At 57.6% G+C, this 14193-nt stretch carries 16 protein-coding genes; 6 read left to right on the forward strand and 10 right to left on the reverse strand.

The genetic code is table 11. The features are described from left to right. Positions 1-5 precede the first annotated feature (5 nt). Positions 6-917: an ABC transporter ATP-binding protein gene (locus K1X75_14000; GenBank protein MBX7059174.1), complete on the reverse strand. Its 912-nt coding sequence runs from the start codon at positions 915-917 to the stop codon at positions 6-8. A gap of 89 nt (positions 918-1006) precedes the next feature. Here K1X75_14000 and K1X75_14005 point away from each other — a divergent pair, with 89 nt between their 5' ends. Beyond that, positions 1007-1507: a histidine phosphatase family protein gene (locus K1X75_14005; protein ID MBX7059175.1), complete on the forward strand. Its 501-nt coding sequence runs from the start codon at positions 1007-1009 to the stop codon at positions 1505-1507. Here the strand turns inward: K1X75_14005 and K1X75_14010 are convergent. Genes K1X75_14010 through K1X75_14025 form a run of 4 tightly spaced genes read right to left on the reverse strand, consistent with a single transcriptional unit; the run spans position 1497 to position 4561 of the window. Then, a complete protein-coding gene (locus K1X75_14010; protein ID MBX7059176.1) occupies positions 1497-2714 on the reverse strand; it encodes a glycosyltransferase family 4 protein in 1218 nt (405 codons plus the stop codon). The two genes, K1X75_14005 and K1X75_14010, sit on opposite strands and share 11 nt — an antisense overlap. Next, the gene (locus tag K1X75_14015; GenBank protein MBX7059177.1) at positions 2711-3853 is read right to left on the reverse strand and encodes a glycosyltransferase; all 1143 of its coding nucleotides are present in this window, start codon (positions 3851-3853) and stop codon (positions 2711-2713) included. The genes K1X75_14010 and K1X75_14015 overlap by 4 nt, the downstream gene beginning before the upstream one ends. Further along, positions 3837-4214, reverse strand: coding sequence for a hypothetical protein (locus tag K1X75_14020; GenBank protein MBX7059178.1), 378 nt, complete (start codon positions 4212-4214; stop codon positions 3837-3839). Before K1X75_14020 ends, K1X75_14015 begins: the two co-directional genes overlap by 17 nt. Further along, positions 4211-4561 (reverse strand): hypothetical protein, encoded by a 351-nt coding sequence (locus K1X75_14025; GenBank protein MBX7059179.1) that lies wholly within the window; start codon positions 4559-4561, stop codon positions 4211-4213. The genes K1X75_14020 and K1X75_14025 overlap by 4 nt, the downstream gene beginning before the upstream one ends. Before the next feature lie 100 nt (positions 4562-4661). Between K1X75_14025 and argG the strand changes: the two genes are divergently transcribed. From argG to K1X75_14040, 3 genes are all read left to right on the forward strand, one after another. After that, a complete protein-coding gene (argG, locus tag K1X75_14030) occupies positions 4662-5984 on the forward strand; it encodes an argininosuccinate synthase (GenBank protein ID MBX7059180.1) in 1323 nt (440 codons plus the stop codon). Positions 5985-6029: 45 nt separating this feature from the next. Then, positions 6030-6797: an EI24 domain-containing protein gene (locus tag K1X75_14035; GenBank protein MBX7059181.1), complete on the forward strand. Its 768-nt coding sequence runs from the start codon at positions 6030-6032 to the stop codon at positions 6795-6797. Between the two features lie 168 nt (positions 6798-6965). Further along, positions 6966-7634: a Lipl32 family lipoprotein gene (locus tag K1X75_14040; GenBank protein MBX7059182.1), complete on the forward strand. Its 669-nt coding sequence runs from the start codon at positions 6966-6968 to the stop codon at positions 7632-7634. 55 nt (positions 7635-7689) lie between these two features. Here K1X75_14040 and K1X75_14045 read toward each other — a convergent pair whose 3' ends face one another. After that, positions 7690-8874, reverse strand: a complete 1185-nt coding sequence (locus tag K1X75_14045) for an acyltransferase (protein ID MBX7059183.1) — start codon at positions 8872-8874, stop codon at positions 7690-7692. Between K1X75_14045 and K1X75_14050 the strand changes: the two genes are divergently transcribed. Then, complete coding sequence (locus K1X75_14050; protein MBX7059184.1) at positions 8864-9829, forward strand: fumarylacetoacetate hydrolase family protein; 966 nt, start codon at positions 8864-8866, stop codon at positions 9827-9829. The genes K1X75_14045 and K1X75_14050 overlap by 11 nt on opposite strands. On the opposite strand, the gene K1X75_14055 is transcribed toward K1X75_14050, so the two are convergent. From K1X75_14055 to K1X75_14065, 3 genes are read right to left on the reverse strand one after another with little or no spacing between them, the layout of a single operon-like run. Beyond that, complete coding sequence (locus tag K1X75_14055) at positions 9804-10472, reverse strand: HAD family hydrolase (protein ID MBX7059185.1); 669 nt, start codon at positions 10470-10472, stop codon at positions 9804-9806. The genes K1X75_14050 and K1X75_14055 overlap by 26 nt on opposite strands. A 17-nt stretch (positions 10473-10489) precedes the next feature. Next, positions 10490-11185 (reverse strand): SDR family oxidoreductase, encoded by a 696-nt coding sequence (locus K1X75_14060; GenBank protein ID MBX7059186.1) that lies wholly within the window; start codon positions 11183-11185, stop codon positions 10490-10492. After that, the gene (locus tag K1X75_14065; GenBank protein ID MBX7059187.1) at positions 11182-12891 is read right to left on the reverse strand and encodes an FAD-binding oxidoreductase; all 1710 of its coding nucleotides are present in this window, start codon (positions 12889-12891) and stop codon (positions 11182-11184) included. Before K1X75_14065 ends, K1X75_14060 begins: the two co-directional genes overlap by 4 nt. A gap of 58 nt (positions 12892-12949) precedes the next feature. On the opposite strand from K1X75_14065, the gene K1X75_14070 reads away from it, so the two are divergent. After that, the gene (locus K1X75_14070) at positions 12950-13879 is read left to right on the forward strand and encodes a diacylglycerol kinase family lipid kinase (GenBank protein ID MBX7059188.1); all 930 of its coding nucleotides are present in this window, start codon (positions 12950-12952) and stop codon (positions 13877-13879) included. Here the strand turns inward: K1X75_14070 and K1X75_14075 are convergent. Next, a complete protein-coding gene (locus tag K1X75_14075; protein ID MBX7059189.1) occupies positions 13876-14136 on the reverse strand; it encodes a hypothetical protein in 261 nt (86 codons plus the stop codon). The genes K1X75_14070 and K1X75_14075 overlap by 4 nt on opposite strands. Positions 14137-14193: the final 57 nt, after the last annotated feature.

Raw genomic sequence — 14193 nt, forward strand, 5'->3', positions numbered from 1 at the left:
TTGAGCTAGGCCCCGGCGCCCTTCACCAATCGATAGAATACTTCTTCCAGACTCTCGCGACTTTGCGAGTAGTTCAAGATCCGTCCGCCTGCTTCGACGATAGATGCAGGAAATTTGCGCTCTCTTTCTTCATCCGTGATCTGCAAAGTCGCGGTACAGCCTTCGACTGAGGCAGCTGCGTCGGCGGCAAGAATGGCGCCGCGAATCGCGTCGGTCATCGCATCGACCGTAAGCGAAAGTCCCCTTCGCGCTGCGATTTCGTCGCGACTGCCCTGCGCTACCACAAGGCCACGATTCAAGATTGCAACGCGATCGCAGGTCTTCTCTACTTCCAGCAACTGATGGGAATTTACAAGCACCGTCGCGCCGCGCTCACGCTCCTGAAGAATGATCTCGCGCATCTGTTGAATGCCAATGGGATCCAACCCTGAGATTGGCTCATCCAGGAGCAAGATCTCAGGGTCGCCAAGCAAGGCCTGGGCGATGCCGATCCGTTGCGTCATACCCTTGGAGTAGGTTCCCACGCGCCGATCGGCATCCATGCTCATGTGCACGCGCTCGAGCACTCGCGCCACGCGACTGGCCCGTTCGGAGCGTGGAATTGCCAGCAGTCTGGCATGGTAGTGGAGAAACTCGCGTCCGCTCAAGAATGGATGAATAGCAATACGTTCCGGCAGGTAGCCAATTCGGCGGCGGTCCAGATCGGCCGGAGCGCTCCCCAGGATCTGCACTTCGCCTGCCGTGATTCGAATGAAGTCGAGCAAGATCTTGATAAAGGTAGTTTTGCCTGCGCCATTGGGGCCCAGGAAGCCAAAAATCTCGCCGCGTCCAACGCGTAGATCCAGGCTACGCAAGGCGGGCGCCGCGCCATAGTTCTTGGTCAGAGAGTGAGCTTCGATGACGGCTGCATTGGCCATGGGGCCGCTGTCGCTGCCGGCGACCCGGCAGTCCATCAATTCACGTATTTCGACTTGGCCTGTCACCGCCGCGTCCCTGCTCTGGACCCGTGAAGCTAGTTCTGATGCGACACGCCGAGGCTGCCCCCGGCGACGATGATGATTCGCGAGCGCTGACCGCCCAGGGCAGGTCCGATGCCAGTCGCATGGCTCGCTTGCTCAGCGGCTGCCACTGGGGGATGCTTCATATTCGCCACAGTCCGCTGCTCCGGGCCACACAGACCGCGGAAATAGTCGCACAAACCCTGAGCAAGCTCAATGGCAAGGCCCCGCAACCGGAAACGGATTCACGGTTGAAGCCCGGCGCCGACATCGAAGATTACGAAACTATCTTCTATGAGGACCGCGCCGGCGGCTGCAACCTGTGGGTCTTTCATTCTCCGGAAGTGATGCAAGTCGCGGCCTGGCTCACTGGCCTGCGCGATTCCGGCTTCTACTTCACGCCTGGTTCGATGCTGGCTTTGAATGTACCACAACCCAATCCCGCAGGTCGCGCCATGGTGGTGTGGCAGGCCCAGCCGGAATATCTGCGCGACGTCGTCAGCCCTTAAGCGGCCGCGTCCACTGACGTACGCTCCCCACTAACAGGTCAGCCGCACGTTGATCGTCAAATTGATCAGCAACATACTTTCGCCCGCGCGCGCCAAGCTGATTGCACCAGTCCGGCGCCGCCAGCAAGCGATGAACCGCGTCGCCAAGTTCGGACCAGTCATCCAGAAGCAATCCGCCGCCGCTGCGCTCGACGTGTTCACGCAGCACAGCGCTTGCCCGCAGGGCTATGAGCGGAGTTCCCTGGGCCATTGCTTCGAGGCTGGCAATGCTAAAACTTTCCATGACGCTGGGCATAATAAAGGCAAGCGCTTGGGCCATCAATTGCCGCCGCAGTTCATCGCTGACGAAGCCACAGTTCCTTAGCCAGTCAGCTGCCTGAATGTGCATTGGTCCTTCTCCGGTCAGTACAAGTTGCACTGTACCCTTGAGCGGATTGCAGGCATCAATCAACCCGGGAAGTCCCTTGCCAGCATCCAGGCGACCGCTGTAGAGCAGATAAGGGGCGCGAATGCCTGATGGCAGCGGTCCAGAGAGCGCCGGCGTTTGATCAATGCCCACCGGCAGCGTCAGATGGTCGCAAGCCCCCCACAAGCGTTGCGCCAGCGCGCCTTCCGCATCGCTGTGGAAAATCAGGGCGCGCGCGCGACGGACCATAGCGCCAAAAATCGGCAAATAAGCGACGGGTTCATTGTGCAGGGTCGGCGCCAGCAGGTTGCGAGACGGCGGCGTCGTCTCCATACCAAAATATGTGGGAGCATAAAGATAAGTCACATATATGAATGCCCGATACTCATTTCGGTTACGATAGAGAAAGTCCGCAAGTTCCGGCGAGTACGGACCCTGGGCGCGCAGCCATTCCAGTTGCGCAGCAACGCTCCATTCGCTGTAAATGGCGGCAGCCGCGTCGGCCAACGAGTCTCCCGCTTCGAACTCTCGGAATGCGCCGGTCATTTGCGCGTGCAACTTTCGCCAGTAGCTTCCGCGCTCGCCAATCACCGGAAATCGACGAACCAGCATTCCCTCGTAGATTTCCACGCCAGATGGCAGCTCATTGCGCCAGCTTTCGGCGTCGCTTGCCGTTGTTGTCAGCAATTCGCATTTGAAAGCGGGCTCAAGGTAGCGAGCAATTCGCATTGCATTGCGTTCCGAACCGCCAACAACTTCGGGCGTCCAGCGTTGCACAATGACGGCGATGCGTTCTTTCAATTGCGAAGCTCCCGGACAGTGGGTTGCGCTCGCTCCGCATCCACTGCGGCCAGAAAGAGTTCTTCAATCCGTTGCGGATGAAAGCATTCGAGATAACGGGCGCGCCCGCGCTGCGCCATCGCCAGACAGAGTTCGGTATCTTGGGCCGTTTCCCAGAGCAAGGCGGCAATTTCCAGTGGTTCCGAACGTGTCACTGCGAGCCCGGCATCGCCAAGGGTCTCGGCCATGGCCCCGGCAGCTGCCGCGATGACCGGCGTGCCCAGAGCCATTGCTTCCACCAGAGGAACGCAAAACCCTTCGTGTTCGCTCAAACTTACGAAGGCCGTTGCCGCCAGATAGGCGGCCTTTAGAGCGGCGCTATTCAGTCGACCGGCCCAGCACACGTTTTCGGAAATTCCAAGTTTCGCGATTAGCAAATCGAGCTGCTGATTAAAGTCAGGGATCTGTGCCGAACGCCGACCCGGCAAGATCAGCTGCGCAGCTCTGCCCGTTTGGGCAATCAACTCGGCAAAGGATTGGAGCAGCCTGACGTATCCTTTATTTGGCGCGATGCGGCCCACCATTACAAATCGCGGTTGTTCAACGCTGCTGGCGCGCCAGGCCGCAAAACGGCGCAGGTCCGTCGGTTCGGCCAGCATCTGCTCAATGCGGTGAAAGGGCGGCACGATCGCCGCTCGCCCGGCCTCCAGGCCATGGGCCGCCAGCTCGGCGGCGTTGTAAGCTGAATCGGCCAGCCAGCGCACGCCGTCAAGTTGCGCAAACTCCGCAAGCATAGCAACGCCCTGCTCACAGATTGCTGCGATGGCAGGATTGTATGGTTCATAGAATTGCGGCGGCGTAATGCTGTGGTACTTGATGACGACCTGCGCTGGCGTATCACGAAGACGCTGCAGCGCCTCTGGCCAGCCGATGCAGTAGTGATAGATCAATAGATCACGGCGGTTGCGCAGAAATCCTGGCAGGCGACGCGGATGTCGAAACGTAAGGCCGCGCTCGCCATTGGGTGCAAAGACGCAGGTTTCCCAACCCTGTCGTCGAAGTGCATCCGCCATCCCCTGAACGTCATTGCCCACCGCATCATCACGTTCCCATGCCGGCGCGAGAATGGCTGCGCGGCGCGTTTCATTTGTTGCCGTCAAGTTTCAGCCTTTGGCGGCAAAGCCCAATCAGCGCTGCCGGCAATAGAATAAGCAATGGCTGCAGCGGGCTCCCTTGCAATCGCCCTTCGTAGCGCAATCGTAAATCCCACAGCACCGCCGCCTTGCTGCGCGTTTCCGCCAGCCTGTTGCGCAGGTGACGCAGCTGCTTTGGTCCGGGTTTTCGTCCCCAGATGAGTCGCGTTGCTTGAACTAGAAACTCATCGCCATTATGGGCAATGAGTTCAGCCGGCGACGGCGCCAGTGGCGCAGGAGCGACAGCTGGACCCGGCGCCCGTTGCTGTCGCCAGGCCGCGACCTGCAATTCTGCATTTTGATACACGCTGCCTGGGAAATCCATCATCCATTCCCGAGATTCGAGGACAGGTCCAGTATTCGTCGTACTCTTGCCGGCAACTGAAGAGTCAAAACATAACTGCCATCAGGGCAACTGCGATCCGCCTCCAGAAGGTTCATCCGCGACTCGAAAATACACCGATAGTTGCCCTGGCGGTAGACCACCCGTACGGATTTGGGACCCAGCATCTCACGCAACTGGTCGAGCGCGCCGACGGATGGCGCCTCTTGCGCCATCTCTGAGGCGGCGACGCGAAAGGCCAATTCACGCGAATTTTCATAAAGCAAGTCGGCCTTTACTTCGCGCCGCTGAATTCGCAACTCCGCCGGCTGGTGATTCAGAAAGATAGGCACGATTCGAGGCAAGTCTTAGGTCAGGGCCCCGTCAATGACACTTTTGGGACCGGCAATTCATTCTGATTTACAGACTGAGCCGCTGCCGCCACGCGACCGCATGGCCAGAATCTATTCCAAATTGCCGCCCGCTGGCGCGCGGATCGGCATCGCTTTTTCCGGGGGGCTGGATACCAGAACCGCCGTCGCCTGGATGAAAGAGCAAGGTCTCCTGGTCCACGCTTACACCGCAGATCTAGCGCAGCCCGATGAGGAGAACGTCGGCAGTATTCCTGGCATTGCTACTCATTACGGGGCCGACGGCGCTCGAATCATCGACTGTCGCGAATCGCTGGCGCGCGAAGGACTTCGGGCAATTCAGTGCGGCGCCTTCCACATTACTACGGGCGGAAAACGATACTTTAATACGACGCCGTTGGGGCGCGCAGTTACCTCCACGGCAATCATCCGCGCCATGCAGGAAGACAATGTTCATATTTTCAGCGATGGCAGCACCCACAAGGGCAACGATATTCAGCGATTCTATCGCTATGGCCTGCTGGTAAATCCGGAACTGATGATTTACAAGCCGTGGCTGGATGAAGCCTTTGTGGAGCGCTTTGGCGGGCGGCGCGAGATGTCCGAATACCTTGTCCAAATAGGGAAGCCTTACCGGACATCCGTGGAAAAGGCCTACAGCACCGATTCCAATATGCTTGGAGCGACGCATGAAGCAAAGGATCTCGAACATCTCGATCGTAGCATGCACATTGTTGAACCGATCATGGGCGTCGCCTTCTGGAGAGACGAAGTTCACATAGATCGCGAGCGTGTTGCCATCGATTTTAAAGCAGGAAGGCCGGTGGGCATCAATGGTCGCGCCTTCTCTTCATTGGCTGAGTTGTTCCTGGAAGCAAATGCCATTGGCGGGCGGCATGGCCTGGGAATGAGCGACCAGATCGAAAACCGCGTAATCGAAGCGAAGAGCCGGGGAATTTACGAGGCGCCAGGAATGGCGCTATTGAGTCTTTGCTATGAGCGGCTGCTGAGCGCCATTCACAATGAAAATACGCTCGATACCTATGCTCAACTGGGCCGCAGACTGGCGCGCTGGCTCTACGAAGGTCGTTGGTATGACCCGGAGGCGATGGCGCTCAAGGAAGCCTTGATCCGCTGGGTAGCCGGCGCAGTCGACGGCCGCGTTACCGTGGAGTTGCGGCGAGGCGACGACTATACGCTGGTCTCAACTGAAGCGCCCGGCGCCGCATACAATCCTGAAAAGCTCAGTATGGAAAAGACCGATTCGGCTTTTTCGCCGCGCGATCGAATTGGAGCGCTCGAACTCCAGAATATCAGCGTTGCCGACAATCGCGCGCGATTACTCCACCACATGGGATTGCAGCAAATTCCAGGCGACAACCTGCTACGATTGCTGGAAGATTGATGGCATAGGCGTCGGCGCTTGCGTGCTTGCGCCTGGGAGTAGATAATGACCACTGCGGCGCAGCGTTTCTTTGGCAGTTTCCGCGCCGTATTTGGCGCGCCTGCTTACCTCACGCGGCACGGGCTGTGGAGCTATGCATTTACTCCGCTGGCGCTGAGCTTCGTAGTAGCGGCCGGGCTGGTAGCTGCGATTTACTATTTTGTATCCCACGCCCTTGGATTGGGCGCCGGGATGGCGACAGCCGAAATTCTGCAATACCTTGGCCGGACAGCGGAAAATACGCCCGCGTGGCTATCCGCGGTGGTGAGTGTAGTTTCACTGATTGCAGCACTGGTGCTAGCTTTCGTCTCCTATCGCGCCCTGATCAGCATTTTGGTTGCGCCCTTTCTTGGACCGCTGGTGGAAGCCATAGAACGAATCGAGCGCGGAGAATCGCGCCGGACGCGGATACGCGAGGACGCCTGGAATGTTGCGCTGGGCGCCTGGCTAGGCGCCAAATTGGCTATTGGCGGATTGATTGCTTTGTTGGTAAGCCTCCCGACTGGCCCCTTCCAACCTGCGATCAATATCATTGCCCAGAGCTACGTGAACGGTCGCAGCAATTTTGATTTGCCTTTTGAGCGAGAAGCGCCGCGCGCGCGGCAGCGCCGCGAGCTGGCTCGCAATAACTATCCGGAAATGTTTGGCAATGGATTGGCAGCTTTGCTGCTATTGCTGGTGCCCGCCATCGGCGCCCTGGTCTCGCCCTGCTTTGGCGCTACTGGCGCCGCGATCGTATTTTTTCGCAAGCCGTCGGCAAAATCCGCAGTTTAACACGCCGCGACTGCATTTTTCCTTTCTCTCACTCAGAAACTCTTGACCACTCACACTTTGCTAACCCGGCTGTAATGGCAACGCTCCTGGCGATTGCGCCGGGTTGGCGCCTCCGGTTCCACCTGGAACCAGGCTCTCGACATTACCTGGCAAACTTTGGAGGACACGATGAAGTCAAAACTGATGGGGGCTGCGCTTCTGGCGGCAATCTCGCTATTTGCGCTGGCTGGCTGCAAGACCGGGCATCTTTCAAGCTCAAACAGCTACGGTGGAATGGTTTCCGCGCCGTACGTAAGCTACGTTCAATATCTGGGATATATCAAACCCGGAACGCGCCCGGATGGTCAATACAATGGCAAAAACGCCTACTACCTGTATTTCTGGGTTCCGGCGGCAATTGATGAGGTCGGCATCAGCATGTACTCGCCGTCTGACGCAACGAACGCGGACTTTGTCAGCCAGTCTTTCAAAGACAACTTTGCGGGCGATCCGCAGTCCTTCTTCGACACTTATCTCGTGCTGGAGCGCATGGACATCATCGATCCTGCAAGGATTCGCAATGGCGGACGCGCTCTGCAAACGTTGGCAACCAATGATGACAGTAGCGAAGTTCCGGCAAATCCCAGCGGCTCGGCCTACAATTCGCTGCTCCGTGCGCAGACCGACTTGAATGATCCGCTGAAGGCTCTGGTTCGCGGAGTTTACCGCATCACCCTGACTTCATTCAGAGGCGATGTAAAGGGCTCCTTCGTCGCCACCATTGGAACGAATATCCCAGGCGTCAAAGTCGCAGCATCGCTTGAAGAGCTTCATAAGCTGGTCAACGAAGCTCAATAATTACTGACAGAGTTGTCACTTGTTCGGGCCGGCGCCTCGAGGGGGGCCGGCTTTTCTATTTCCGATGCCCGCGTCGCAATTGCAGCAGCGGAGACTCCAGAACGATAAACGATACCAGGCCGGCCAAAATCGCCATCCCAACAAATACAAAAAAGCCGACAACCAGCTGCCATTGAGTAATTGTTGCTCCCTTTGAATTTAGCCAGGCGCTTGCGCCATAACCGCCGGCAAGCATATGCCATAGATAGGCGCCGTAACTTACTCTGGCAATCGGCAACCAGACGCGTGCGCTGAGCAGAAAACGTAAGGCGCCCGGGGCCAGCGCTAGCCAGAGCAGCGTTGCAAATGCAACATGCTGCAGGCTGTACCGCCACGCTGAGTAGCCGCCAACCGTTTCCGGGCAAAGTAAGCAAAACGCCAGAGCCAGGGCCGCCAGCAAAGCGCCTAAGCTTCGCAGTGACGATAGCAATTGTGATTCTACGGGCGAGGGCAGGAAGGCGACAAGGGATCCCGCAGCAAGCGAATCCATTCGCAGGTGGGTAAATTGATAAGCGGCGCCCTGCACCCCGTAAGCCAGCCGTAATGCGAAAGGCGTAATCAATGCCAGCGCCAAGAACAGTGGCCATGCCCACTTAACTTTTCGAAGCGCCCAAAAAATCCACGGCGCAACCAGGTAGAACTGCACCTCGACTCCCAGCGACCAGAGGTGGATCGCGGTGCTATGGCCGGCGTAATTGTTCAGATAGAGCAGATCATAGCACAACCCGACGATCAGTTCGCGGCGAATCGCATTCCCTTGCGTCCCGGCCAGAGATGCGAAATACAGGACAACCAGGGCGTTGCAGGCCACGAAGATCAGAAACGCCGGCGCGATACGTATCAAGCGGTTCCAGTAGAACTGGCCCGCCGCCAAGGTCGGAGAATCTTTGAGCATTCGTGCAATAAGGAACCCGCTCAACACGAAAAATAGATCCATTCCGCAATCGAGTCGATTCAATGAACGTTCTGCAAGCAGCGATGGCTCTGGCGCTATGCCCAGTTGGCCCAGCGCCAACCAGTAGTGCAGACCAAGAATCATCAGCAGAGATAGCGCCCGTAGTCCATGCAGCGGGGGATCCTCCGACGGACGGCTGGTCCACAATGAGCGGATTGCGCTGGAAAGCATGGAAAAGGCGCCAAGCGCTTGACCCGAGGCCAGCGTTCGGTTGCTTGAGGCCAGGGCAGGTACAATGGGACTCAAGCTGGCTCGCGTTCGCACTGGCAAGCAAATCGGATGGGCTTTCGTCGATGGACGTCGGCTGCTGCGACTTTCGAATCGGCCGCTCAGTACGGCGGAGGCCCTTGAAGCCGCTGCGCCCTACGCGCAGGGAAAGAACGTCGCCCGCCTCCCGGGGAGTCCAATTGAGAAATCCGAATTGCTCAGTCCGATTACTCAGCCCTGCCGCATCATCTGCCAGGGAAAAAACTATCTCGAGCACATCCGGGAGACTGGCTTTCGACCACAAGACAAGACCTTTAACCTGCTATTCCAGAAAGCGGATTCCTCGCTCAACGGACCGCGCAGCGCCGTTGTCCGCCCCCATGGCGTGCGGCTGCTGGATTACGAAATTGAACTCGGTCTGGTGATTGGTACGCCGCTGAACAGACCGCGTAGCATCAGCGCGGATGATTTGTTTGACTACGTTGCCGGCATGATCATTGCCAACGACCTGAGTGCGCGCGATGTTCAAGTACCTCAGGGCCAATGGTTCAAGGGCAAGAGCTATCGTGGCTTCTGTCCAACCGGCCCCTGGATATTCCTGCCGACACGAAGGGAACGAAGCCGCTGGAGCGAACTGGAGCTTAAGCTCAGGGTCAATGGCGAGCTCCGTCAATCTTCACTTGCCGCCAATATGATCTATCCGCCGCATGAGACGCTCAGCGAGCTCAGTCGAATCGTTGATCTCGCTCCGGGCGACCTTGTCCTGACGGGGACGCCCTCCGGCGTGGCAATGCAGGTTGGCAAGGCCTGGCAGCGACGCATTTTGGGACTCTTCTATTCCGAGGCGCAGCTGATGCGACTTTTCGTCCGCAAACAAGCAGAAAGTCCCCGCTATTTGAAGGATGGCGATGTAATCCACGCCTCCATCGCCAGTAGCGACGGCGCTCTGGATCTCGGCATGCAGGAGACTACGATTGTTTCTGAACTTCGTTGAGCCAGAGCAGCAGTTCGCCAGGTTCCTCGCTTAAGAGTACATCATCGTAGGGCGCACAGAGCGATCGAAACTCGGCCTGTTCTACGCTGTTTTTGGACCACAGCGCTGCCACAAAGGAACAGCCCGCGTAACGCGCCGCATGTAGATCCACACTGGAATCGCCTACATAGCAGCAATCATTCGGCGACAAACCTAAAGCGTTGCAGGCGCGAAGAATCCCCTCAGGATCAGGCTTGGGACGATTCACATCCTCGTCAAAAACTGCGACATCAAAGTCTGCTTCCGCGAAACGGTTTTCGGTAACGACGAAACTGGGTCGGCTCTTGCCGCTGATTAAGCCGATTCGCAATTGCCGGCTTCTAAGTCCAAGCAACAGTTCTCTTACCCCGGGATAGAAACCGTCAAAGAATTCATCATGCGCTTTCTCGTAGTAGCTAAGAAACCTGGCATACAGTTGGTCAAAATTGTCCCGATAGAGCGGATCGAGAAAGAACCGGATTTCCGCCTTTGGCCGCATGGCGATGATCTCCTCCGAATTCAGCGGCTCTCCTCGAAACCATTCCAGTGTGCGGCGATAAGCCTCGATGTACAGACGCCATGTATCTGCAAGTGTTCCGTCGAAATCGAAAAGGACCGCCTGCATTGCGCCCGAAATGGACCCTACCACGGAATTTCCTGCCGGTCTCGGAGGAACTTTCCACCGGGCGCCCGTGCACCCTGCTGCAATAACCAAACAATTGTATCAGCGCCTTGCTCAACGCTTCGCGGGGCGCTCGCGCCGCCCATATCCGTGCGTACCCAACCCGGACAAACGCTGTTTACCTTGATCCCTCGGGCGCCGTATTCTTCAGCAAGAATTTTAGTGATAGCATTCAGGGCGGTCTTGGAAACGCGATAGGCGCTATAGCCGCTGTTCATATCGGCGAGTTGGCCCATGCCGCTGGAAACATTGACCACGCAGCCGCCGGCGCTCATCATCGGCGCCAACAGACGCGTCAGCCGCAGCGCGCCAAATGTGTTTGTCTCCAACGCCTCGCGCATCGCCTCAATTTCGTCCTCGACGCCTTGTCCCGGCGACTGCTCCGGCAATATGCCGGCGTTGTTGACAAGCCCCAGTAGCTTAGTGTTTCGATGCTGCAAAATACTGGCGAAGCGGCGAGCAGAATCGCCGTCGGAGACGTCAAGAGGCAGGTACTCAATACGTTCTGAAAATTCGTCAAGATCGGCAGCAGCTGCTGCTGCCGGATCGCGGACGCCGCCAAATACCCGTGCGCCGCTGCGCGTCAGCTGCCGAACAATTTCTCGGCCAATTCCGCGGCTGGCGCCGCTCACAACATAGCCGCCCTCAGAGTTCATTGCCGGTCTCCTTTTGCCGCCCGATTAAACACTTTATCCGGATTCAATATACCGCCCGGATCAAGATCCCGCTTCCATGCTGCCAGAAGCGCCGCGGCATGTTTTCCATACGTACGCGAATACCAGGCACGATGATCGGCGCCCACGCCGTGATGATGGGATAGCGAACCGCCGGCGGCAATGATCGATTCTGTTGTAGCGCGTTTCAGGCGTCGCCATTGGTCAACAGGGTTGCGCTCATCGATGTCGAACATCGTTGTAAAATACAGGCAAGCGCCGTCGGCATAGCTGTGGCTGACATGCGCCATGGATACGTTGTGCCGGGTTGCAGCAGAAAGCGTTTGCAGAACACTTTGGTGCAGCTGCGACAACTTCGAGTACTGCACGGATGTTTCCATTGTATCGACGCCGATGCCCTGGTCCATCAGATGGTTTCGCAGAAAGGGCATATTGAACCGGCCGCGCAGCCAGCTTCGACCCGGTCCGTACCCAACAAAAAAACCGCCATGGCGGCGAAGCGCCTTTCTCGCCCGCGCCTCCAAAGCATCGCATTCTGTCCGTTCGCCTTCTACGCCAATGACTGCGAGGGATCGCTGGCTGTGCATGCCAATCAATCGCAGGAAACGGTCCTGTAATGACTGTTTAACCCGGGCTAGCATGCCCGACCTCCCGCCGGCATAGGCTAACTGCTCCAGCATCCGCGTCTCGGCGGCATCCGACAGCCGCGCCATTGCCAGACCTAGCCCGGACGCTTCGCGCACAAAAGCAAGGCCGTGCGAAAAATCTGGAAAGTAAGCGGCAAAATAGGAACGCCTTTCGGGCAAGGGGCGGATATGCACAGTTACCTGACTGATCACCCCGAAGATTCCCTCGCTTCCAACCAGGGCATTCTTCAAATCAGGCCCGGCAGCCTGCGCCGGCGCTCGAAGTGTTTCAATCACCCCCTGGGGAGTCACAATGCGTAAGGCAACAATCAAGTCCTCGATTTTTCCATAGCGCATCGATTGCTGGCCGGCGCTGCGTGCAGCGGCCCATCCGCCAATCGTTGAATATTCAAATGATTGCGGGAAATGGCCCAGGGTATATCCTCGCTGATTCAGCGCCGCCTCTACCAGCGGACCGTAGGCGCCAGCTCCGAATGTGGCAATCCGCGATTCTTCATCAAAGGACAGCAGACCGCGGAATTCCTGAAGGTTGAGAGCCAGAACACTGCGGCATTTGCCCGGCAGGGCCTCTATACCGCCGACCACGCTTGAAGCTCCGCCAACCGGCACGAGGGCGCAGCGGTTGCTTTCCGCCCAGCGAAACAATTTAAGTAAAGTCGCTTCATTTCGCGGAAAGGCGACGCCGTCCACCCAGTGGCCAAGAAGACCATTTCGAATTCGTATGAGATCGTAGTAACTTTGACCTCGGGAATGCAATATCCGATCGAGTCGGCTGGTTGAGAGTTGGCCGCGGCCAAGTATTCTCTCCAGCGCCGCCAGCTGGCTGCGTTTTAGACGGCAGGAAGGCATCCGCAACCGTTCCTGAGCGATGGATGGCGTACTGCGTGAATCCACGATTCCAATCGCTGCATGCAGCCGCTTCAGAATTGCCGGCATTTGCTTTTCGAGCAAGAAGGGATGATCGTAGGCGCCCCATCCATTCCAGCGAAGATTTTCGCGGGCATAGTTTATATCGTATTTGATTTCAGGGTAAAAGCTCATTCTGGGACCGGTGAATTGTAGTTGTCATTGCCTTGAGGCGCATTCCCGTACGACCGGCATGTTCCAGCGCAAGTACCACTTCGTGATCAACCCCCGTTCTTCTGGCGGCGCCACAGGCAAAGCATGGCAGGAACTGGAATCTATGATTCGGACGCGTCTGGGCGAATTTACGTACGATTTTACGGACGCACCAGGCGCGGCAACCCGGATCACCGCCCAGGCCCTGCGCAATAAGCCCGACTGCATCGTTGTCGTTGGCGGCGATGGCACAATATCCGAGGTCGTGAATGGCTACTTTGCGCCCGGCGTTCCGGCCCGCAAGCCTCCGTTGGCAGTGGTGAATCGCGGGACCGGAGGCGACTTCTGCCGTTCACTGGGCGTACCCGCTGATCTCAACCTGGCCCTGGAGGCAGTGAAGAACGGTCGTGAGACGCCCGTAGACGTAGGTCGCCTCACATTCCGCGGAAAAGACGGCAAGGAGGCCCAACGCTTTTTCATCAATGTCGCCGGCTGCGGAATGGCTGGCGAAGTTGTTTCGGCAGTCAATCAATCCTCCAAGCGTTTTGGCGGCTTATCCTATTTTCTCTCTTCAGCCGGCGGCCTTCTTACCTATCGCAAGAAGGGCGTTGTCGTCGAGTGGCCCGACGGTCGCAGCAGCGAACACCGCATAGTTACTCTGGCTATTTGCAACGGTCAGTTCTTTGGCGGCGGTATGCAGATCAGCCCGGAGTCCAGAATTGGAGACGGCTGGTTTGACATCGTCTTCATCGAGGATTGGAACATGCTGCAATCGCTCTGGTACAGCAAGAATCTCTACAACGGGACAATTCAATCCTGCCCGGGGGTTAACGTACGCCGTGCGCAAGGTCTGCGTATCAAGCCAGCCGCAGGCGAAGCGGCGGCCTTGATCGATTGCGACGGCGAGGACGTAGGTAGCGTACCGCTGAACGCCGAAATTCTTCCTGCTGCGCTTCGTTTCCGAGTCTAGGCCGACGCCCTGGCAATAGAAGGAATTGATGCGCCCGTCCGGGAATTGCGTCTCGGGCTGCGGTCGCTGGCAATTCGATCGGGGAATAGCCAACCATCGCGAGCAATGCCGCTGAAATAGGCCAGTTCTCCGTTGCGTAGCGGTAGAGTGTCGGCGGCTCTGTAAATGACATAGGCGCCTGTTTCCGCCTTGGAGATTATGTAGGCGCGGCCGCGCGTATTTCTACGATAGACGCCGTGCAGTGTGATTCGATTCATTTCCCAAACTCCTGCCGGCATACGTCCAATCTACGCCCGATGTTCCGCATTTTTCTC

This window comes from Leptospirales bacterium (assembly GCA_019694655.1).
In the GTDB taxonomy this organism is placed as follows: Bacteria; Spirochaetota; Leptospiria; order Leptospirales; family Leptonemataceae; genus SSF53.

What these genes read in the sequence shown, in the direction of transcription:
- K1X75_14000 (MBX7059174.1), bottom strand. Translation starts at nt 917, where the DNA reads ATGGCCAATGCAGCCGTCATCGAAGCTCACTCTCTGACCAAGAACTAT.
- K1X75_14020 (MBX7059178.1), bottom strand. Translation starts at nt 4,214, where the DNA reads ATGATGGATTTCCCAGGCAGCGTGTATCAAAATGCAGAATTGCAGGTC.
- argG (MBX7059180.1), top strand. Translation starts at nt 4,662, where the DNA reads ATGGCCAGAATCTATTCCAAATTGCCGCCCGCTGGCGCGCGGATCGGC.
- K1X75_14035 (MBX7059181.1), top strand. Translation starts at nt 6,030, where the DNA reads ATGACCACTGCGGCGCAGCGTTTCTTTGGCAGTTTCCGCGCCGTATTT.
- K1X75_14040 (MBX7059182.1), top strand. Translation starts at nt 6,966, where the DNA reads ATGAAGTCAAAACTGATGGGGGCTGCGCTTCTGGCGGCAATCTCGCTA.
- K1X75_14050 (MBX7059184.1), top strand. Translation starts at nt 8,864, where the DNA reads ATGGGACTCAAGCTGGCTCGCGTTCGCACTGGCAAGCAAATCGGATGG.
- K1X75_14055 (MBX7059185.1), bottom strand. Translation starts at nt 10,472, where the DNA reads ATGCAGGCGGTCCTTTTCGATTTCGACGGAACACTTGCAGATACATGG.
- K1X75_14060 (MBX7059186.1), bottom strand. Translation starts at nt 11,185, where the DNA reads ATGAACTCTGAGGGCGGCTATGTTGTGAGCGGCGCCAGCCGCGGAATT.
- K1X75_14065 (MBX7059187.1), bottom strand. Translation starts at nt 12,891, where the DNA reads ATGAGCTTTTACCCTGAAATCAAATACGATATAAACTATGCCCGCGAA.
- K1X75_14070 (MBX7059188.1), top strand. Translation starts at nt 12,950, where the DNA reads ATGTTCCAGCGCAAGTACCACTTCGTGATCAACCCCCGTTCTTCTGGC.
- K1X75_14075 (MBX7059189.1), bottom strand. Translation starts at nt 14,136, where the DNA reads ATGAATCGAATCACACTGCACGGCGTCTATCGTAGAAATACGCGCGGC.